At 74.9% G+C, this 18,476-nt stretch carries 16 protein-coding genes; 11 read left to right on the forward strand and 5 right to left on the reverse strand.

Annotated features, from left to right (window positions below):
• Positions 1 to 66: 66 nt before the first annotated feature.
• Positions 67 to 1,377: a serine hydrolase domain-containing protein gene (locus tag IEZ00_RS26540; RefSeq protein WP_189226054.1), complete on the reverse strand. Its 1,311-nt coding sequence runs from the start codon at positions 1,375 to 1,377 to the stop codon at positions 67 to 69.
• A 138-nt stretch (positions 1,378 to 1,515) separates the two neighbouring features.
• Between IEZ00_RS26540 and IEZ00_RS26545 the strand changes: the two genes are divergently transcribed.
• From IEZ00_RS26545 to IEZ00_RS26595, 11 genes are all read left to right on the forward strand, one after another.
• Positions 1,516 to 2,463 (forward strand): asparaginase, encoded by a 948-nt coding sequence (locus IEZ00_RS26545; protein WP_189226055.1) that lies wholly within the window; start codon positions 1,516 to 1,518, stop codon positions 2,461 to 2,463.
• Positions 2,464 to 2,524: 61 nt separating this feature from the next.
• Positions 2,525 to 2,839: a hypothetical protein gene (locus IEZ00_RS26550; protein WP_189226056.1), complete on the forward strand. Its 315-nt coding sequence runs from the start codon at positions 2,525 to 2,527 to the stop codon at positions 2,837 to 2,839.
• 9 nt (positions 2,840 to 2,848) lie between these two features.
• Positions 2,849 to 3,286 carry a peptide-methionine (R)-S-oxide reductase MsrB gene (msrB, locus tag IEZ00_RS26555; RefSeq protein ID WP_189226057.1) on the forward strand — a complete coding sequence of 146 codons (438 nt, stop codon included), beginning with the start codon at positions 2,849 to 2,851 and terminating at the stop codon, positions 3,284 to 3,286.
• Positions 3,287 to 3,508: 222 nt separating this feature from the next.
• The gene (locus tag IEZ00_RS26560; protein WP_189226058.1) at positions 3,509 to 4,438 is read left to right on the forward strand and encodes a TIGR04222 domain-containing membrane protein; all 930 of its coding nucleotides are present in this window, start codon (positions 3,509 to 3,511) and stop codon (positions 4,436 to 4,438) included.
• Between the two features lie 20 nt (positions 4,439 to 4,458).
• Positions 4,459 to 5,379 (forward strand): TIGR04222 domain-containing membrane protein, encoded by a 921-nt coding sequence (locus IEZ00_RS26565; RefSeq protein WP_189226059.1) that lies wholly within the window; start codon positions 4,459 to 4,461, stop codon positions 5,377 to 5,379.
• The gene (locus tag IEZ00_RS26570) at positions 5,342 to 6,130 is read left to right on the forward strand and encodes a TIGR04222 domain-containing membrane protein (RefSeq protein WP_189226060.1); all 789 of its coding nucleotides are present in this window, start codon (positions 5,342 to 5,344) and stop codon (positions 6,128 to 6,130) included. The genes IEZ00_RS26565 and IEZ00_RS26570 overlap by 38 nt, the downstream gene beginning before the upstream one ends.
• On the forward strand, positions 6,130 to 6,927 hold the full coding sequence (locus IEZ00_RS26575) for an MbnB/TglH/ChrH family RiPP precursor modification enzyme (protein ID WP_189226061.1): 798 nt from the start codon (positions 6,130 to 6,132) through the stop codon (positions 6,925 to 6,927). Before IEZ00_RS26570 ends, IEZ00_RS26575 begins: the two co-directional genes overlap by 1 nt.
• Positions 6,924 to 7,271 carry an SCO6045 C-terminal-like domain-containing protein gene (locus tag IEZ00_RS26580; RefSeq protein WP_189226062.1) on the forward strand — a complete coding sequence of 116 codons (348 nt, stop codon included), beginning with the start codon at positions 6,924 to 6,926 and terminating at the stop codon, positions 7,269 to 7,271. The genes IEZ00_RS26575 and IEZ00_RS26580 overlap by 4 nt, the downstream gene beginning before the upstream one ends.
• 26 nt (positions 7,272 to 7,297) lie before the next feature.
• Entirely contained in the window at positions 7,298 to 7,783 is a 486-nt protein-coding gene (locus tag IEZ00_RS26585) for a hypothetical protein (RefSeq protein WP_209616195.1), read from the forward strand.
• 179 nt (positions 7,784 to 7,962) lie between these two features.
• Positions 7,963 to 11,190: a S8 family serine peptidase gene (locus IEZ00_RS26590; protein ID WP_229796110.1), complete on the forward strand. Its 3,228-nt coding sequence runs from the start codon at positions 7,963 to 7,965 to the stop codon at positions 11,188 to 11,190.
• Between the two features lie 249 nt (positions 11,191 to 11,439).
• Positions 11,440 to 14,676 carry a S8 family serine peptidase gene (locus IEZ00_RS26595; RefSeq protein WP_229796111.1) on the forward strand — a complete coding sequence of 1,079 codons (3,237 nt, stop codon included), beginning with the start codon at positions 11,440 to 11,442 and terminating at the stop codon, positions 14,674 to 14,676.
• A gap of 129 nt (positions 14,677 to 14,805) precedes the next feature.
• On the opposite strand, the gene IEZ00_RS26600 is transcribed toward IEZ00_RS26595, so the two are convergent.
• From IEZ00_RS26600 to hemE, 4 genes are read right to left on the reverse strand one after another with little or no spacing between them, the layout of a single operon-like run.
• On the reverse strand, positions 14,806 to 15,195 hold the full coding sequence (locus tag IEZ00_RS26600) for a YbaB/EbfC family nucleoid-associated protein (protein WP_189226064.1): 390 nt from the start codon (positions 15,193 to 15,195) through the stop codon (positions 14,806 to 14,808).
• 52 nt (positions 15,196 to 15,247) lie between these two features.
• Positions 15,248 to 15,940, reverse strand: coding sequence for a hydrogen peroxide-dependent heme synthase (gene hemQ, locus IEZ00_RS26605; protein ID WP_189226065.1), 693 nt, complete (start codon positions 15,938 to 15,940; stop codon positions 15,248 to 15,250).
• A gap of 15 nt (positions 15,941 to 15,955) precedes the next feature.
• Positions 15,956 to 17,377 carry a protoporphyrinogen oxidase gene (gene hemG, locus IEZ00_RS26610; protein WP_189226066.1) on the reverse strand — a complete coding sequence of 474 codons (1,422 nt, stop codon included), beginning with the start codon at positions 17,375 to 17,377 and terminating at the stop codon, positions 15,956 to 15,958.
• Complete coding sequence (gene hemE, locus IEZ00_RS26615) at positions 17,374 to 18,429, reverse strand: uroporphyrinogen decarboxylase (RefSeq protein ID WP_189226067.1); 1,056 nt, start codon at positions 18,427 to 18,429, stop codon at positions 17,374 to 17,376. The genes hemG and hemE overlap by 4 nt, the downstream gene beginning before the upstream one ends.
• Positions 18,430 to 18,476 lie beyond the last annotated feature (47 nt).

An 18,476-nucleotide genomic window follows, 5' to 3' on the forward strand; every position in this document is an offset into this window, starting at 1 on the left:
GCCCCCGAGCGGACCCGCAACGGGCACCCCACGCGCCCACGCGGTCAACCTCCTCGCTGTGCCCCGTCAGGCGATCCGGTAGGCGGCGGCACCGTTGTGCAGGAAGCGGGCGCGGCCGTGCCCGTCGGAGCCGACCAGGGACAGGACTTGGTGGACGCCGGACTTCGGTTCCGCGGTGATGACCGAGTCGTCGTTGAGGCGGACGACCTCGACGCGGCTCTCCGCCCCGCCGAGGAAGGACCGGGCGATGTCATTTCGCGCGCGGTAGGTGAGGAACGCGCGACCGTGCTCGCTGGTCAGGGTGATGTCGTACAGCGTTGAGCGGTACGTGCCGCACATGCGGCCCGCGTCGATCCCGCCGGGGTCCGGGGGCGGCACGGGCAGTGGTGCCGTCTCGACGCGGGCGAGGTCCCTGAGCACGGCGCCGAAGATCTCGTGGGCCAGCGGTTCACCGCCCGTGCTGTTGGTCAGCACGGCCACCGCCACCCCCGCCGAGGCGACCACGCGCAGGAACGCCTTCTGCCCCTTGGCGACACCGGTGTGGCCGACGACGCCGTCCCGGTAGAGCATCCAGCCGAGTCCCCAGCCGATGACGCCGCCGCCGAAGTCCGGGACGGAGTCGACCTGAGGTTCGCGCAGTGCGGCCAGCGCGCGGTCGGTGAGGTGCGGGCGGACGAACTCCAGCAGGTCGCGTGCGCTGATCGCGAGGTGCGAACCGCTGGGCGCGGCGCAGTAGGAAACCGCCCACTCCTTCACCGGGACGACCTCTCCTCCGGTCCGGGTGTGGCCGACCGCGACGCGGTGCAGGATCGCCTCGTAGGCATCGGTGGCGGCGGTGCGCAAACCCAGTGGTACCACCAGTCGTTCGCGGAGCACGTCGTGGAATGGCTTGTCGCGCAACACCTCCACCAGCCTGCCGAGCACCACGTACCCGCTGTTGGAGTAGGAGAAGACGGTGTCGGGCGGGAAGGGGTGCTCCGCTTCGGCGAGGGTGGCGACGAACTTCCCGATCGCGTCGTCGTTGCGCCCGGTGTCGGTGAAGTGGTTGCCGTCGATACCGCCGGTGTGGGTGAGCAGGTGGCGGGCGGTCAGGGACTCGGTGGCGGCCGCGTCGCCGAGCCGGAAGCCGGGCAGGTAGTCGCGAACGGGGCGGTCGAGGTCCAGTGCGCCGTCGTCGACCAACTGCCGGATCAGCGTGGCCGTCCAGATCTTGGTGATCGAGCCGATCTTGAACACCGAGTCGGTCGTGGCCTCGACCCGTGTGCGCAGGCTCAGCACCCCTGCGGCCTCGTCCTGGATCTCCCCGTCGGCCAGCACGGCGACCTGCGCGCCCGGCACGTCGTGCTTCGCGACGAGCTCGTCCAGATCCCACTTCATCACGCCAGGCTAGGGCGCATGGCGGTGGCACCGGTGGACGGTGTCCGGCACCCGATCCGCTTCACCCGGTCCAGCAGCTCGGAAACCAGCACTTAGAGTGGCGACCACCGATGGTGAGCTTTGCTAAGGAGGGTCGGGATGGCGCACGAACTGGTCGCCGAGGTCTGGCGGGGCGAGTTCCTGGAATCCGTGCACCACGGCTCGGTCGTCGCGCTGAACGGGGACGGGGAGCAGGTCCTCGCGGTGGGACGGCCGCAGGACACCACCTACCCGCGCTCCTCGAACAAGCCGATCCAGGCGCTGGCCATGCTGCGCCACGGCCTCGACCTCGACGGTGAGCTGCTCGCGCTGGCCTGCGCCAGCCACTCCGGCGAGGACTTCCACGTCGCGGGCGTCGGGCGTGTGCTGGCCCGCGCCGGCCTGACCTACGACGACCTGCGGTGCACCCCCGACCTGCCGCTGGGCGAGCGGGCGCGGGTCGCGCACCTGGCCTCGGGCCGGGGTCCGGAGCCCCGGTACATGAACTGCTCCGGCAAGCACGCCGCCATGCTGGCCACCTGCGTGGCCGCGGGCTGGCCGACCGACAGCTACCTCGATCCCGAGCACCCCCTCCAGCTGGCCGTCCGCGACGCGCTGGAGGAGCTGGCGGGCGAGCCGGTGGGCGCGGTCGGCGTGGACGGCTGCGGCGCGCCGCTGTTCGGCATCAGCCTGGTCGGCCTGGCCAGGGCGTTCGGCGCGCTGGCCAGCGCCGCGCCCGGCACGGTGGAGCACCGCGTCGCCACCGCGATGAGGAGCCACCCGGAGTGGGTCGGCGGCACGGGTCGCGACGTGACGGCGCTGATGCGCGGCATCCCCGGCGCCGTGGCCAAGGACGGGGCCGAGGGCGTCTACGCCATCGGCCTGCCCGACGGCTCGGCGGTGGCGTGCAAGATCGCCGACGGGTCCAGCCGCGCGCGGGCGGTGGTCCTGGTGGCCGCGCTGCGCAGGCTGGGCGTGCGGGCGCCCGAGGAGCTGGCGACCTTCCCGGTGCTGGGCCACGGCAGGCAGGTGGGCGCGGTGCGCCCGGCGGTGGCGCTGGCGGGCTGACCCGGCGGATCGGCGCGGCGGATCGGCGCGGCGGGCCCGGCACTCGCACTACCCTGGCGCCATGGCCAGTTCGAGAGCCGCCGACAGCCCGGACGACGAGCCGCGCCCCCGGCTCGACGACGAGCTCATCGGGCTCGACCCGGACGACCCGGAGACCAGGGCGTTCGCCGAGCACCTGGAGCGGATGCGGCGCGAGCGCCCCGCGTTCACCGTGGAGGGCTACCTGGAGGGCGTGTCCGAGTTCGCCGACTCCGCGAACCGGGCGGGCGGCCTGCGCAGGCAGGGCGCGGTGCTGGTGGTGCTGCTGATCCTGCTCGGGGTGGCGGTGAGCGTGTGGTTCGGCGTGGGCGAGATCCTCGCCATCTTGTTCGACTAACGTGGAGGTATGGAACCTGTCGTCGGCGCCACCCCGAAGGTGGTTCACTCCGAGCTGGAGTGGCGGGAGATCCTCACCCCGAAGGAGTACGCGGTGCTGCGCGAGGCGGGCACCGAGCCCGCCTGGACCGGTGAGTACACCGACACCAAGACCGAGGGCGTCTACACCTGCCGCGCGTGCGGGGCGGAGCTGTTCCGCAGCGACACCAAGTTCGACTCGCACTGCGGCTGGCCCTCGTTCTTCTCGCCGCTGGCCGCGGACCGGGTGATCCTCCGCGAGGACCGCGCCTACGGGATGGTCCGCACCGAAGTGCTCTGCGCCACGTGCCACAGCCACCTGGGGCACGTTTTCGAAGGTGAGGGCTACGACACCCCGACCGATCAGCGCTACTGCATCAACTCCATCAGCTTGCGCCTGGAAGAGAAGCCGGTCGGTCCAGCAGACTGAGGGCACATCCGCAGAGCGAGACCTGGGAGGGATCATGCGCTTGTTCAAGGGCACGGACGGCGAGGGCTCCGGCGGCGTCGACGGCGCCTCCAGCTCCTGAGCCGCAGGTCGGGGCAACCCTAAGGCTTGCTCAAGCACCCTTGTCGGGGTGTGGTCCATCGCACACCATTGGCTCTCGGCAGGTGGGACTCGTTCCACCAGGGGGCCACAGGGGGTGGACCGATGCAGCGACCGTGGGGGCTTTCCGGCCCGGAGTTCCTGGATCTGTACTGGATCGCGCTGGCGGTGGTGACCGCTTTCGCGCTCCTGCTCCGGGTGCGCCTGCGGGGGACGCGCGCGAGCGCCCCCGCAGGCGCGCTCGGGCTCTACGAACTGGCTTACCTGAGCGGCGGTCCGCGGCGCGCGGTCGAGACCTCGGTGGCCAGGCTGATCGACACCGGCGCGCTGCGCCTGACACGTGACAACACCGTGCAGGTGGTCGGCTCGCCCGTGCCGGCGGACCCGGTGGACCAGGCGGTGCTGGCCGACGCGGGCCGCTACCGCAAGCGCACGCTGACGCTGCTGGTGCCCTCGGTCTGCGAGCACGAGGCGGTGCGCGCACTGGCCGCACGTCTGTCCGAAGTGGACATGCTGGTGCCACCGGAGGTGGCGAAGTCCAAGCTGCGCCTCGGCGTCGCGCCGATGGCCCTGCTGCTCGTGGTGGGCGTGGCGCGCTGGGTCGGCGAACTGCTGGCCGGTGCGCCGGTCGGCTGGCTGACCCTGCTGCTGGCGCTCACCGGCGTGCTGATCGCCCTGCTGGGCAAGGCGGCTCCGCTGACCCGCACCGCGAAGGGCTCCGCGGCGGTGGCAGGCGCTCGCGCGGGCGAGTTCACCGGGGGGTGGCGGGCGACCGGCTCGACGAGCGACGCCGAGTCGGTCGCCCTGGACGGGATGAGCGCGCACTCCGACGCGGTGCTGCGCGCGAGCATGGACAAGCCCGCCTTCCCCAGCGCGGGAGGACGACGGCCGAGCAGGCGTTCGGCGGGCGCGGCGGGCTACACCTCGACGGGCATCATCCACTTCAACGGCGGCGGCCACGGCGGCGGCGACGGCGGCGGCGACGGCGGCGGCGGCAGTTGCGGGGGCGGCGGATGTGGGGGCGGCGGCACCTGACGGCACCTAGGCTGACCGCCATGTCCGACACGGTGTTCGCCCTGGCCTACGGCGCCTGCCTGCTCCTGGCGGTGGCGGCGGGCCTGTGGCTCAAGCGGGTCACCGGCACACCGCCCGCGCGGCGGCTGTCCTTCGAGGAGATCGGCTACCTCGGCGGCGGACCGGTGCGCGCGGCGGAGGTGGCGCTGGCCGGGCTGGTCGCCGACAACCGGGCGCGGGTCTCCGCCGCCGCGGTCACCGCCGTGGGCGGCCCGGACCCCGGCACGGCCACCACGCCGCTGCAGCGCGTGCTGCTGACCGCGCTGGCCCGTCCCCGCGACCTGGACGCGCTGCTGGCCGTCGCGGCCACCAGCGCACCCGCCCGGAACCTGGGCCGCGGTCTGGTCGCCGCGGGGTTGCTGGTGCCGCCGCGCGGGCGGCTGCGGCGGGCGCTGCTGGCGGTCCTGCCGCTGGCGGTGGTGGCGACGGCGGGACTGGTGCGGCTGGTGCTCGCGGGCGCGGACGCCTGGGGCGTCGCGGGGCTGGCGGTGACCGGGGCGCTGGCCGTGGTGCTGCTGCTGGGTCCGCCGCCGGTGCTGACCAGGCAGGGCGCGCTCGCGCACGAGCGGGCCACCGAGGGGCTGGCGCCGGTCGACCCGGCGGAGGTCACCGCCCGGCACGGGTTCGCCCGCCCGTCCGCGTCCGAGCGGCGGCCGGAGCCCGCGCGGGTCGACACGGCGGTGTTCGACGGCGAACGGGTGGAACCGATCGACTTCCCCGGCACGTCACAGGAGCCACTGCCGCGCCGCCGCCGCGCCGTGGTCATCGAGCCGCGGCGCTGGCAGCGCCGCAACGGCTGGTTGGTGGCGGGTGGGTGGTTCGCGGGCGGGTGGCTGGCCGCGGAGTTGCTGGAAGGTGGTGGCGATGGCGATCACGTCGACTTCGGCGGGTTCGAGGTCTGAACTGCGCGTCGAGGAGCTGGCGCTGCTGGCGGGCGGCCCCGGTCGCGCGGCGGAGACCGCGCTGGTGGCCGCGCTGCGGGCGCAGGCCGTGCGGATCTCGCGCGCGGGCGTGCTGTCCGCGGTCGCGCGGGGCGCGCGGCCGGAAGGTCCCCTGCACGGCGCGGTGCTGCGCTCCGCGGGCCGCGACCTGGGCGACGCCATCGCGGCGGTCGCCGGAAGCCTGGAAACCCGCGCGCTGCGGGAGCAGCTGGTCGCGCGGGGCTACCTGACCTCGCCCGCCCGCAGGCGGACCGTCTCGGTGGTGCGGCTGCTGGCGCTGCTGCTCGCGATCGGCGCCGTGGTGGCGTCGGGCCCGGCGGACCTGCCGCTGGGCGTGACGATCCCGACCGCGCTGGCGCTGCTGCTGGTCCGGGCCCTGGTGGGGTCGCTGGGCAAGCCGCTGACCCGCTCCGGGCGGCTGGCCGTGCGCGGGCTGGTCGCGTCCGCGGTCACCTCGGACCCGGTGACGCTGGTGGCCCACCGGGGTCTGCTCGGCCGGGTGACCAAGCGGCAGCGGGTGTGGCAGGTGGTGGGCATCGAGTCCGCCGCCGCCGCGACGCTGCGCAAGCGCAAGGGCGGGAGTTCCGGCGACGGCGCCGGGTGCGGCAGCTGCGCCTCGGACAGCGGGTCCTCGTGCGGCGGCGGGTCCTCGTGCGGCAGCGGCTCGTCGTGCGGCGGCGGTGGCGGTTGCGGCGGAGGGGGCGGCGACTGATGGAGCGGCTCGGTGTGGGCATCGGCTGGCGGCCGGAGATCGACCTGACCGTGGAACGGCTGCCGGGCGTGGACTTCGTGGAGGTCGTCGCGGAGAACCTGCGCCCGGACCACCTCCCCGAGTCGGTGGTGCTGCTGCGCGAGCGCGGTGTCCCGGTGCTGCCGCACGCGGTGTCGCTGTCGCTGGGCGGGGCGGACCCGGTGGACCCGGCGCGGGTGGCGCACCTGGGCGCGCTGGCCGAGGTGCTGGACGCGCCGCTGGTCAGCGACCACGTGTGCTTCGTCCGGGCGGGCGGGCTGGACTCGGGGCACCTCATGCCGGTGCCGCGCACCCGCGAGGCGCTGGACGTGCTGGTGGCCAACGTCCGCGCCGCGCAGGCCGACCTGCCCGTGCCGCTGGCGCTGGAGAACGTGGCCGCGCTGCTGGACTGGCCCGGCGGCGAGCTGACCGAGGGGCGGTTCCTGGCCGAGCTGGTGGCGCGCACCGACTGCCTGCTGCTGGTCGACGTGGCCAACCTGCACGCCAACGCGCGCAACCTCGGCACCGACGTGGACCGGTTCCTCGACGAGATCCCGTTGGAGCGCCTGGCCTACGTCCACGTCGCGGGCGGGGTGGAGCACCAGGGCGTCTACCACGACACGCACGCCCACGCGGTGCGCCCGGAGGTGCTGGAGGTGCTCGCCCGGCTGCGCGAGCGCGTGGACCCGCCGGGTGTGCTGCTGGAGCGCGACGACGACTACCCCGCCGACGCCGAACTGGCCGCCGAGCTGGCCGCGATCCGCGCGGTGGTGGGGTGACCGGGCCGCAGCGCGACCGGTTGGCCGCGGCGCAGGCGGAGCTGCTGCGCGCGCTGCTGGCCGGTGGCGAACCCCCTGCGGGCTTCGACCGGGACCGGCTGCGGATCGAGGCCAGGGCGCTGCTGAACAAGCGGCGCGGCATCGTCGCCGCGCTGCGGCCGGACCTGGTGGAGGCGCTGGGCGAGCGGTTCCGCCCGCTGTTCGACGACTACGCCCGCGCCCACCCCCGGCGGGAGGGCACCCGGATGCGGCAGGACGCCGCCGCGTTCGCCGAGTGGGCCGCCGCTCGCGGGGAGCTGGAACCGCCGCGCAAGCGGCGCTGGTGGCAGCGGCGGGCAACCTGAGCGACCCCCGGTCACGTCCTCGCCACATGTGGAGATCCGTTGTGCCGCTGGGACTGCTGCTGGCCACGGCGTGCGGCGCGCGCTCGGACGCGGGCGCGGTGTGCACGGGGATCGGCGTGCCGGTGGGCATCGGCGTGGACGTCGCGCTCCCGGACGTGGTCGCCGCCGAGATCGAGGTGTGCTGGGACGGCGCCTGCGTGAGGCCACCGCTGGAGCTGTTCCCGTCCAGCCGCGTGGCGGGGACGACCTGCGCGGGCACGGCCCCGGACGACGTGTGCGCCGCCCGCTCCGAGCCGTCCGGGGGCAAGCACGGGTTCGCGAGCGTGCCGGAACTGCCCGCCGAGCCGGTCGTGGTGACCCTGCGGTTGTCAGACCAATCCGGGACGCGCGTGCTGGACGAGCGGATCTCGCTGACCCCCGCGATGGTGCTGCCCAACGGTCCGGATTGCCCATCCGGTGGGCCGCAAGCCGGTGTGTCGATCACATCGGACGGCGTAACAGTTGCGCGCTGAGTAACCGGTTACTGGACTGAACCGGCCAAGAAGCGACCGACCAATCAGTGGCTGCCGCCACTGCTCCACCTGTCTAGCGTCGGTGGCGTCAAGGGCGACGTCGCTCCCGGCACTCCGCCGCGTCCGCGGGGATGCGCGCCCTCGGGCCGCGCAGCGCGGCACGCACCGGGAGGTTGATCTTGAGTCCCAGCACACGCCTGGCGGGCACGGCCGCGGCGGCCGTGCTCGTCCTGAGCGCGGCGGGCCCGCAGGTGTCCACCGCCGCGGGCCCGCCCCCGCCCCCTCGGGCGGACGGCGTCGCCCGCTCGGTCACGCTCATCACCGGCGACCGCGTCCTGCTCGACGGCGACCGGGTGCGCTCGGTGGTCGCAGGCCCCGGCCGGGACCGGGTGGTGTTCCGCAGCTTCCGCCGCGACGGGCACCTCAACGTGGTGCCGGGCGACGCGGCCCGCGCCCTGTCGCAGGGCAGGCTGGACCCGCGCCTGTTCGACGTCACCGGGCTGGTCGAGGCCGGGTACGACGACGCGCGCCGGGACACCGTGCCGCTGGTCGTCGCCGGCGACCGGGCCGACGAGGAGGTGGCCGCGGCGGGCCTGCGGACCACCCGCGACCTGCCCGCCGTGGGCGCGTACGCCGCGCAGGTGGCCAAGGACCGGGCCGCGGACGCCTGGCGCACGCTCGTGTCGAGGGCGAGCGTTCGCAAGGTGTGGCTGGACGGGGTGCGCCGGCCCAGCCTGGACCGCAGCACGGCCCAGATCGGCGCGCCCGCCGCGTGGTCGGCCGGGTACACCGGCACGGGGATCAAGGTCGCCGTGCTGGACAGCGGGGTGGACGGCGAGCACCCGGACCTCGCGGGCCGCGAGGCGGCACAGGCCAACTTCACCGACGAGCCGGACAACACCGACGCCGTCGGCCACGGCACGCACGTCGCCGCGACCATCGCGAGCGTGGACGCCAAGTACCGGGGTGTCGCGCCGGACGCGCGGCTGCTCGACGGCAAGGTGTGCACGGTGGCGGGCTGCCAGGAGTCCTGGGTGCTGGCGGGCATGCAGTGGGCCGCCGACCAGGGCGCGGACGTGGTCAACCTCAGCCTGGGCGGCACCGACACGCCGGAGACCGACCCGCTGGAGGAGGCGGTCGCCACGCTGTCCGCGAGCAGCGGCACGCTCTTCGTGATCGCCGCGGGCAACTCCTCGCGCCCCGGCACGATCAACTCCCCCGGCAGCGCCGACGCCGCGCTGACCGTGGGCGCGGTGGACCGGCAGGAGGGCATCGCGCCCTTCTCCAGCCGTGGCCCGCGCGTAGGCGACGGGGCCGTCAAGCCCGACATCACCGCGCCAGGCGTGGCCATCGCCGCGGCCAAGGCGAGCAAGGGCTTCCTCGGCGACCCGGTGGACGACAGGCACGTCTCGATGTCCGGCACCTCCATGGCCACCCCGCACGTCGCGGGCGCGGCGGCGCTGCTGGCCCAGCAGCACCCCGACTGGACCGGCGCGCGGATCAAGGCCGCGCTGGTCGCCTCGGCCAGGAACAACCCCGCCCTGACCGCGTTCGACCAGGGCGCGGGCCGGGTGGACCTGGCCAAGGCCATCACCCAGACCGTCACCAGCGAGCCCGCCAGCCTCGCCATGGGGCTGCAGAAGTGGCCGCACACCGACGACGTCCCGGTGACCAGGACCGTGGTGTACCGCAACACCGGCAGCGCGGCCGTGGCGCTGACCGTGACCACCGACGTGAAGGGGCCGGACGGGGCCGCCGCGCCCAGCGGCCTGATCACCGCCTCCCCCGCCAAGGTCACCGTGCCCGCGGGCGGGCAGGCGTCGGTGACCGTCACCGCCGACACCCGGCGGGGCTCGCTGGACGGCCTCTACGTCGGCTCGGTGGTGGCCACCGGCGGTCCGACCGCGCTGCGCACCGCGATCAGCGTCAACCGCGAGGTGGAGAGCTACGACGTGGCGTTCTCGTTCGTCGACGCCAACGGCGCGCCCGCCAGTGACTACTACGCCTCGGTCATCGGGCTGGACAACGACGTCTTCGCCTTCCCCTACGACGAGGACGGCGCGTTCACCATGCGCCTGCCCAAGGGCGACTACTTCGCCAACGCCGACGTGACGACCGGGGACCAGAAGCTGGCGCTGCTGCCCCGGCCAGCGCTGTCGGTCACCGCCGACACCACGGTCACCGTGGACGCGCGCACCGCCAGGCCGCTGCGCATCACCGCGCCCGACCCTGCCGCGCAGGAGGCCCTGGGCGACATCACCATCGTGCGCAGGCACGGCGACCGGCTGGCCAGCTTCAGCACCGCGTTCCTCGGCGGCTTCGGCCAGGACATCTCCATCGCGCACTCCGGCCCGGAGCTGGCCACCGAGGAGATGACGGTGCTGCTGGGCGCGCAGCTGCGCGGGACGCCGATGGGCGAGGCGCCGCTGACCTACCGGCTGTCCTGGACCCAGCACGGCAGGCTGCCCACCGGCTTCGAGCGCTCGGTGACCCGCGCCGACCTGGCCGAGGTGCGCACCCGGTTCGGCGCGGCACCGGCCGACGGGAAGCGCGGCCTCGGCGGCAACCCGATCACCCCGGACGGCATCGGCGGCTGGGCGTGGATGCCCGACGTCGCCGCGCCGGGTGAGGCGGTCGACCTGGTCACCGTCGACGGCCTGAGCTGGAGCTGGGGCTTCCTGCAGTTCACCCCGTCCGGGGCGGTCGAGGCGTCGCTGACCTCGCCGGAGCGGACCTACGGCAGGGGCACCAGCAGCGCGCAGCGGTTCAACGACCCGGTGTTCTCCCCCGCGCTGCCCCGCTCGCGCTCGCCGCAGGTCGCCCGCTCGGGCGACCGGATCAGCGTGGCCGTGCCGCTGTTCGCCGACGGCGCGGGCAACGGCGGCAGCACCAACGCCACCTCCGCGCGCACCGCGCTGTGGCGCGACGGCGTGCTGGTGGGCGAGACCGCCAACGGCGGCAACGGCCTGTTCGACGTGCCCGGCGGGGCCGCGGACTTCCGGTTGGAGACCTCGGCGGTCCGCGCGCCGGGGATCTCGGAGTTCAGCGCCGAGGTGCGGTCGAGCTGGACGTTCCGCTCGGACACCGTGCCCCAGGGCGAGTTCCGGCCGCTGCCGCTGTCGGTGGTGCGGTTCGCCCCGGTGCTCGACGAGCGCGGCGCGGCCCCGGTCGGGCCGCTGGAGGTGCCGCTGGTGGTGCAGCAGCTGGCGGGTGCGGGACAGCTGGGCCGGATCGACGTCGAGGCGTCCTTCGACGACGGCCGGACCTGGCGCGCGGTGCCGGTGTCCGACGGGGTCGCGCGGGTGGACAACCCGGCCGCCGGGTTCGCGTCGCTGCGGGTCAAGGCCGTGGACAGCGCGGGCAACGCGCTGGAGCACACCGTGGTCCGGGCTTACCGGATCGGCTGAGCGGGGACGGGGGCGTCCGGTCGGTCCGGGCGCCCCTGCCCGAACAGGGCTCACTGCGGGTGATTAACCGTTGGCCTGTTCGAGAGGGGAACTACCACCGAAGAGCCGCTGCCCTCCCCCTTGCGGGTGACTAGCTTCGAGGTGCTGGGGGGCTTCACCACTTCCGGTACACCGCCGCCACCGTGGGGGGCACGACGCCTTCCGGCCGCGCGCGTCCAGCGCGCAACCACCGGACTGGAGGTGTCTGTGTTGGGTTCCAGAGCACCAAGGCGCGGGCTCGCCCTGGCAGCGGCGACGATTGCGGCCGGGTTGGTCGCGGCGGGCGGGCAGGCGTTCGCGGCTCCCGAGACCCCCGCGCCGAGGACGGGCGGACCGAGCGTCGCGGTCACCCTGATCACCGGCGACCGGGTCATCCTCGACGGCGACCGCCCCGGCTCGCTGATCGGCGGTCCCGGCCGGGAGAAGACCGTCTTCCACACGTTCCACCGCGACGGCCACCTGCACGTGGTCCCGCGCGACGCCGTGCCCCGGCTCGCCGAGGGCAAGCTGGACCCGCGCCTGTTCGACGTCACCGGGCTGGTCGAGGCCGGGTACGACGACGCGCGCCGCGACACTGTGCCGCTGGTGGTGACCCGCGAGGGCGACCAGCCGCTGCGCACCTCGGCGCTGGCCGCCACCCGCGAGCTGCCCGCCGTGCGGGCGGTGGCGGGCCGGGTCGCCAAGTCCGGCGCCACCGCCGCCTACCGGGCGCTGCTCGACGATCCGGGGGTGCGCAAGATCTGGCTCGACGGCCTGCGGCAGCCCACCCTCGACCGCAGCACTGCCCAGATCGGCGCGCCCGCCGCGTGGTCGGCCGGGTACACCGGCGAGGGGGTCAAGGTCGCCGTGCTGGACACCGGCGTGGACGGCGAGCACCCCGACCTCGCGGGCCGGGAGATCGCCGAGCGGAACTTCACCGACGACCCGGACGCCGTCGACGCCGTGGGCCACGGCACGCACGTCGCCGCGACCATCGCGAGCGTGGACGCCAAGTACCGGGGCGTCGCGCCGGGGGCCCAACTGCTGGACGGCAAGGTCTGCATCGACGCGGGCTGCGCCGAGTCGTGGATCCTGGCCGGGATGCAGTGGGCCGCCGACCAGGGCGCGGACGTGGTCAACCTCAGCCTCGGCGGCGGCGACACGCCGCAGATCGACCCGCTGGAGGAGGCGGTGAACACGCTGTCGGCCACCACCGGCGCGCTGTTCGTCATCGCGGCGGGCAACTCCGGCGGCCCCCGGACCGTCGGCTCGCCGGGCAGCGCCGACGCCGCGCTGACCGTGGGCGCGGTGGACCGCCAGGACGGCATCGCGCCCTTCTCCAGCCGTGGCCCGCGCGTGGGCGACGGGGCCGTCAAGCCCGACATCACCGCGCCCGGCGTGGCCATCGCCGCCGCCAAGGCGAGCAAGGGCACCATCGGCGACCCGGTGGACGACAGGCACGTCTCGATGTCCGGCACCTCCATGGCCACCCCGCACGTCGCGGGCGCGGCGGCGCTGCTGGCCCAGCAGCACCCCGACTGGACCGGCGCGCGGATCAAGGCCGCGCTGATGGCTTCCGCCAAGCGCAACCCCGCCCTGACCGAGTTCGACCAGGGCGCGGGCCGGGTGGACCTGGCCAAGGCCATCACCCAGACCGTCACCAGCGAACCGGCCAACCTCGCCATGGGCAGCCAGAGCTGGCCGCACACCGACGACGCGCCGGTGGCCAAGGAGCTGACCTACCGCAACGCGGGCGTCGAGCCGGTGACCCTGGAGCTGTCGGTCGACGTCAAGGGCCCCAACGGCGAGCCCGCCCCGGCGGGCATGTTCACCGTGACGCCCACCCGGCTCACCGTGCCCGCGGGCGGCACGGCCACCACCACCGTCACGGCGGACACCAGGGCGGGCTCCCTCGACGGCACGTTCGGCGGGGCGCTCGTCGCCTCGGCGGGCTCGTCGGCGGTGCGCACGCCGATCAGCGTCGACCGCGAGGTGGAGAGCTACGACGTCACCTTCAACCACCTCGACGCGAGGGGCGAGCTCACCGGCAACTCCGCCACCATGCTCATCAGGCTGGCCGACTTCCGCTTCGTCCCCCTGTCCGAGCCGGACGGCAGCTCGACGGTGCGACTGCCCGTGGGCGACTACTACGCGGCCTCCGACATCACCACCGACGAGAGCGACCTCGCCCTGGTGTACCGGCCGAAGTTCCGGATCACCGACGGCACCCCGGTGAACCTGGACGCGCGCGAGGCCAAGCCGCTCAAGGTCAGCGCGCCCGACCCGGCCGCCACGGCCCTGCTGGGCGACATCGAGCTGGGCCTGAAGCACCAGGGTCGGAGCTACGGCTTCAGCACCGCCTTCCTCGACGGCTTCTACGAGCGGATGTCCCTGGGGCACAGCGGTCCCGAGCTGCCCGCCGACGAGCTGGCCGTCCTGATCGGCACGCAGCTGCGGGGCACCCCCGTGGCCGACAGCCCGGTGCACTACCGGTTCGCCTGGTTGTGGCACGGCAAGGTGCCCACCGGCTTCGAACGCGCGCCCGCGCGGTCCGAACTGGCCGAGGTGCGCACCCGGTTCGGCGGCGGTGGCGATGGCAAGCAGCACGGGTACGGCGCCAACCCGTCCGTCGAGGGCCTCGCCAGCTGGAGCGTGCTGCCCAGGGTGCCCGCACCCGGTTCGGCGATCGACTACCTGACCTCGGACGTCAAGTGGAACTGGACGCTGATGCAGAGCAGCCCGCAGGGCGTCGAGGCCATGCTCGGCAACGACGGCCGCGCCTACCAGGCGGGCCGCTCGTACCAGGAGGACTTCAACAGCCCCGTCTTCGGCCCCGCCATGCCCGAGTCGTCCTACCCGTACCTGTCCAGGCTCGGCGACGAGGTCCGGCTCTCGCTGCCGCTGTTCGGCGACGGCGCGGGCCACGTCGGGTCCTCCGCCGTCTCGTCGGCGCGAACGACCCTGCACCGCGACGGGGCGAAGGTCGGCGAGACCACCTCCCCCGGCAACGGCCGGTTCGAGGTGCCCGCCGGTCGGGCCGGGTTCACGGTGGAGACCACCGCCGAGCGCACCCCCGGCGTCTCGGAGTTCAGCACGCGGGTCAGCGGCAGCTGGACGTTCCGCTCCGACACCGTGCCCGGTGAGCAGGCGCGGACGCTGCCGATGACGGTGGTCCGGTTCGCGCCGGAGCTGGACGAGGCGGGCGCGGCCCCGGTGGGCCGGGTGCTGCGCGTGCCGCTGGTGGTGCAGCAGGACGGCCCGGCGGGCCGGGTCGGGCGCGTCCGGGTCGAGGTGTCCTTCGACGACGGCGGGAGCTGGTCGCAGGTGCCGGTGGCGGGCCGCACCGCACTGGTGCGCAACACCGGTACGCCGGGCGAGTTCGCCTCGCTGCGGGTCAAGGGCACCGACAGCCGGGGCAACGCGTTCGAGCAGACCGTGATCCGCGCCTACAAGCTCAGCAAGATCTGACCCGCGCCCACGTCGCGAGTCGCGCGTTCCGACACCGCGAGTCGCGCGTTCGGGACACCGGGTAGTGGTTACCGGCCCGCGCGGACGGCTCGGGTAGTACTTGCAGGCTCGGGGGAGGGGCGTTCGCGATCAGCGGGCGCCCCTCCGGTACGGGGCCTGCGGCGGGTAGACGGGCTGGGTGGGGTGCTGGGGCTGGGCGGGCGGCGCGGGGGCGTGGACGACCGGCGGGGTGGCGGTGATGCCCAACCGCGTCGGGTCGACCGAGCCGTCCCGCAGCAGCGGCGCGGCCAGCTCCCGCGCCTGCTGCGCCGCCGCCGAGGACGCCTCGAACACCAGCGAGAGCAGACTCGCCGCCAGCTCCCGCCCGCTGCGCAGGGCCCGGTCGTCGATGCTCAAGTCGACCAGCTGCCCGGTGGCGGTCACCGTCGCGGTCAGCAGCCCGTCGGGGGACCGCCGGGTGACCCGCAGCCGGTCCAGCTGCCCCCGCAGCGCGTCGATCCGCACCTGCTCTTCCCTCATGGCGCCCCGATCCCCCGTGCCGCTGTGACCGGTCGAGGCTAGTGCACAGCCCCTACGGCAGGTTGGTGACCAGCTCGGCGGCGGGCACCCTGGTGCCGGTGTAGAACGGCGTCTCCTCGCGCACGTGCCTGCGCGCCTCGGTGCCGCGCAGGTGCCGCATCAGGTCCAGGATGCGGTGCAGCTCGTCGGCCTCGAAGGCGAGCATCCACTCGTAGTCGCCCAGCGCGAACGAGGCCACCGTGTTGGCCCGCACGTCCGGGTAGTCCCGCGCCTCCTTGCCGTGGTCGGCGAGCATCTTGCGACGCTCCTCCTCCGGCAGCAGGTACCACTCGTAGGAGCGCACGAACGGGTAGACGCAGACGTACTTGCGCGCCTCCTCGCCCGCCAGGAACGCCGGGATGTGGCTGCGGTTGAACTCGGCCGGGCGGTGCAGCGCGACCTGGCTCCACACCGGGGTGGACGCGCGGCCCACGGCGGTGCGCCGGAAGCCGGTGTAGGCGGCCTGGACCTGCTCGATCTCCTCGGCGTGCCACCAGATCATGTAGTCCGCGTCGGCGCGCAGGCCCGCCACGTCGTACACGCCGCGCACCACCACGCCCTTGGCCTCCAGGCCGTCGAGGTACTCCTGGGCCTCGGTGGCGGCCGGGCCGCGGTCCTCGGGGAGCCTGCCCGGCTCGACCCGGAACACCGACCACATGGTGTAGCGGATGGTGTCGTTCAACTCGGTGTAGTTCAGGCGGGACATGCCCTCATCTTCCTCTCATCTCACCCGGCTGAAGACGTGTGCCGCCACACGTGCCGCGGCCTTGTCGGCGGTGGCGACGCAGGCCGGGATGCCCACGCCGTGCAGCGCTGCGCCCGCCACGGCCAGGCCGGGGACCTGCTCGACGGCCCGCTCGACGCCCGCCACCAGGTCCAGGTGCCCGACCCCGTACTGCGGCAGTCCCCCGCCCCAGCGCGTCACCACGGCGTCCACCGGCGGCGCGGTGACACCGGTCAGCTCGGCCAGGTCGGCCCGGACCGCGGCCACCAGCTCCTCGTCGGAGCGTCGCAGCGACTCCACCTCGCCGTGCCTGCCGACCGAGCCGCGCACCAGGACCGGCTCGTCGCCGCCCAGGTGCGCCCACTTGCGGCTGGAGAAGGTGAACGCCTTGGCGGTGAACGGGGTGCCGTCGGCGTGCCGCTCGTGCTCGGCCAGCAGCACGCCGGAGCGCTCCGGCAGCGCCGTGCCCGGCGGCAGGGCCAGCGCGACCACCGCCATCGACGCGAGTTCGACCTCGGCGTACCGGGCGGCGGCGAGCGGGGCGATCCCGTCCAGCAGCTTGCGGGCCGAGGGCGCGGGCACGGCGAGCACCACGGCGTCGGCCTCCAGCGCGGTGGGCGCGGCGGCGGAGCCGATCTCCAGCCGCCAGCCGCGCGCCGTGCGGGTCAGCGCGCGCACCGGCTGGCCAAGGACCAGCTCCGCGGCGGCGACCTCGGCCAGCCGGTCGACCAGCGTGGACAGGCCGCCGCGCAGGGTGCCGAACACGGGCGGGCGGGCGGCGCCCGGCGGGGGCGGTGCGGGCAGCGCGCGGGCGGCGGCGGCCAGCAGCGAGCCCGCGCCCGCGTCCAGCTCGCCCGCCAGCCGCGGCATGGTGGCGCGCAGCCCCAGCGACGCGGTGCGGCCCGCGTAGACGCCGCCCAGCAGCGGGTCGACCAGCCGGTCGGCCACCTCGGGGCCGAAGCGCTCGCGCAGCAGCGCGCCGACCGCCACGTCCGCGCCGTCCAGCCGGATCGGCGGCAGCTCCGGCTCGGCGGCCACCCGGCGCAGGCCGTCCTCGGACAGCACCGCGCGCACCGCCTCCGCCGAGGCGGGCACGCCCAGCACGGTGCCCGAGGGCACCGGTCGGATCTCACCGCCCGCGCGGATCGAGGCCGCCACGCCGGTCGGGTGCACCAGCTCGTCGGTCAGCCCCAGTTCGGCGACCAGGTCGGCGGCTTCCGGGCGGCGGTGCAGGAACGCCTCCGCGCCCACGTCGCAGGCCCGACCGCCGACCCGCGCGGTGCGCAGCTTGCCGCCGAGCCGGTCGGCCTGCTCCAGCACGGTGATGCGGGCGTCGGGGCCGAGCAGGCGGCGCAGCCGGTGCGCGGCGGCCAGGCCGGAGACTCCGCCCCCGACCACCGCGACGTGCGGTCGGCTCATCGCTGCCGGTGCACCATCTCGACCGCCTTGGTGATCACGTCCGGATCGGTGTCCGGCAGCACCCCGTGGCCGAGGTTGAAGATGTGGCCCGCCGCGGCGCGGCCCTCCGCCACGATGCGGTCGATCTCGCGCTCCAGCACCGGCAGCCCGGCGAACAGCAGCGCCGGGTCGAGGTTGCCCTGCACGACCGGCGGGGGCAGGTCCGGCGCGGCGTCCCGCAGCCTGCGCACGGCCACGTCCAGCGGGGTGCGCCAGTCGACGCCGACCACGTCCGCGCCCGCCTCGCGCATGGCGGGCAGCAGCTCACCGGTGCCCACGCCGAAGTGGATGCGCGGCACGCCCTCGACCGAGCCCAGCACCCGCCGGGAGTGCGGCAGCACGAACTCGCGGTAGTCGCGCTCGGACAGCGCGCCCGCCCACGAGTCGAACAGCTGCACCGCCGACACGCCCGCGGCGACCTGCACCCGCAGGAACTCGGCGGTGATGTCGGCGATCCGGCCCAGCAGCGCGTGCCACAGCTCCGGGTCGGCGTGCATGAGCGCCTTGGTGCGCTCGTGGTGCCTGCTGGGGCCGCCCTCGACCAGGTAGGAGGCCAGGGTGAACGGGGCGCCCGCGAACCCGATCAGCGGCACGCCGCCCAGCTCGTCCAGCAGCAGCCCGATCGCGTCGACCACCGGCTGGACCTGCTCGGCGTGCAGCTCGGGCAGCGCGGCCACGTCGGCGGCGGTGGTGATCGGCTTGGCCACCACCGGGCCGGTGCCCGGCACGATGTCCAGGTCGACCCCGGCGGCCTTGAGCGGCACCACGATGTCGGAGAACAGGATGGCGCCGTCCACGTCGTGCCTGCGGACCGGCTGCATGGTGATCTCGCGGACCATCTCCGGGTCGAAGCAGGCGTCGAGCATGGCGGTGCCCGCGCGCAGCTTCCGGTACTCCGGCAGCGAGCGGCCCGCCTGGCGCATGAACCAGACCGGCGTGCGGGATGGGGTGCCGCCGCGGGCGGCGACCAGCAGCGGAGCTGCGTCCAGGGCGGGGTTCGGCTTGTCGCTCATCTCCCCCTCATGGTCCCACGGGCCGGGAAAGCCGTGCCGCGCGGTCC

Origin of the sequence: Saccharothrix coeruleofusca, from assembly GCF_014648515.1 — a bacterium.
Classification (GTDB): domain Bacteria; phylum Actinomycetota; class Actinomycetes; order Mycobacteriales; family Pseudonocardiaceae; genus Actinosynnema; species Actinosynnema coeruleofuscum.

Excerpts from the sequence above, each read along its gene's own strand:
- IEZ00_RS26560 (WP_189226058.1), top strand. The coding sequence starts at position 3,509 with ATGCAGCGACCGTGGGGGCTTTCCGGCCCGGAGTTCCTGGATCTGTAC.
- IEZ00_RS26575 (WP_189226061.1), top strand. The coding sequence starts at position 6,130 with ATGGAGCGGCTCGGTGTGGGCATCGGCTGGCGGCCGGAGATCGACCTG.
- IEZ00_RS26540 (WP_189226054.1), bottom strand. The coding sequence starts at position 1,377 with ATGAAGTGGGATCTGGACGAGCTCGTCGCGAAGCACGACGTGCCGGGC.
- hemG (WP_189226066.1), bottom strand. The coding sequence starts at position 17,377 with ATGAGCCGACCGCACGTCGCGGTGGTCGGGGGCGGAGTCTCCGGCCTG.
- msrB (WP_189226057.1), top strand. The coding sequence starts at position 2,849 with ATGGAACCTGTCGTCGGCGCCACCCCGAAGGTGGTTCACTCCGAGCTG.
- IEZ00_RS26565 (WP_189226059.1), top strand. The coding sequence starts at position 4,459 with ATGTCCGACACGGTGTTCGCCCTGGCCTACGGCGCCTGCCTGCTCCTG.
- IEZ00_RS26545 (WP_189226055.1), top strand. The coding sequence starts at position 1,516 with ATGGCGCACGAACTGGTCGCCGAGGTCTGGCGGGGCGAGTTCCTGGAA.
- IEZ00_RS26550 (WP_189226056.1), top strand. The coding sequence starts at position 2,525 with ATGGCCAGTTCGAGAGCCGCCGACAGCCCGGACGACGAGCCGCGCCCC.
- IEZ00_RS26585 (WP_209616195.1), top strand. The coding sequence starts at position 7,298 with ATGTGGAGATCCGTTGTGCCGCTGGGACTGCTGCTGGCCACGGCGTGC.
- hemE (WP_189226067.1), bottom strand. The coding sequence starts at position 18,429 with ATGAGCGACAAGCCGAACCCCGCCCTGGACGCAGCTCCGCTGCTGGTC.
- IEZ00_RS26570 (WP_189226060.1), top strand. The coding sequence starts at position 5,342 with ATGGCGATCACGTCGACTTCGGCGGGTTCGAGGTCTGAACTGCGCGTC.
- hemQ (WP_189226065.1), bottom strand. The coding sequence starts at position 15,940 with ATGTCCCGCCTGAACTACACCGAGTTGAACGACACCATCCGCTACACC.
- IEZ00_RS26600 (WP_189226064.1), bottom strand. The coding sequence starts at position 15,195 with ATGAGGGAAGAGCAGGTGCGGATCGACGCGCTGCGGGGGCAGCTGGAC.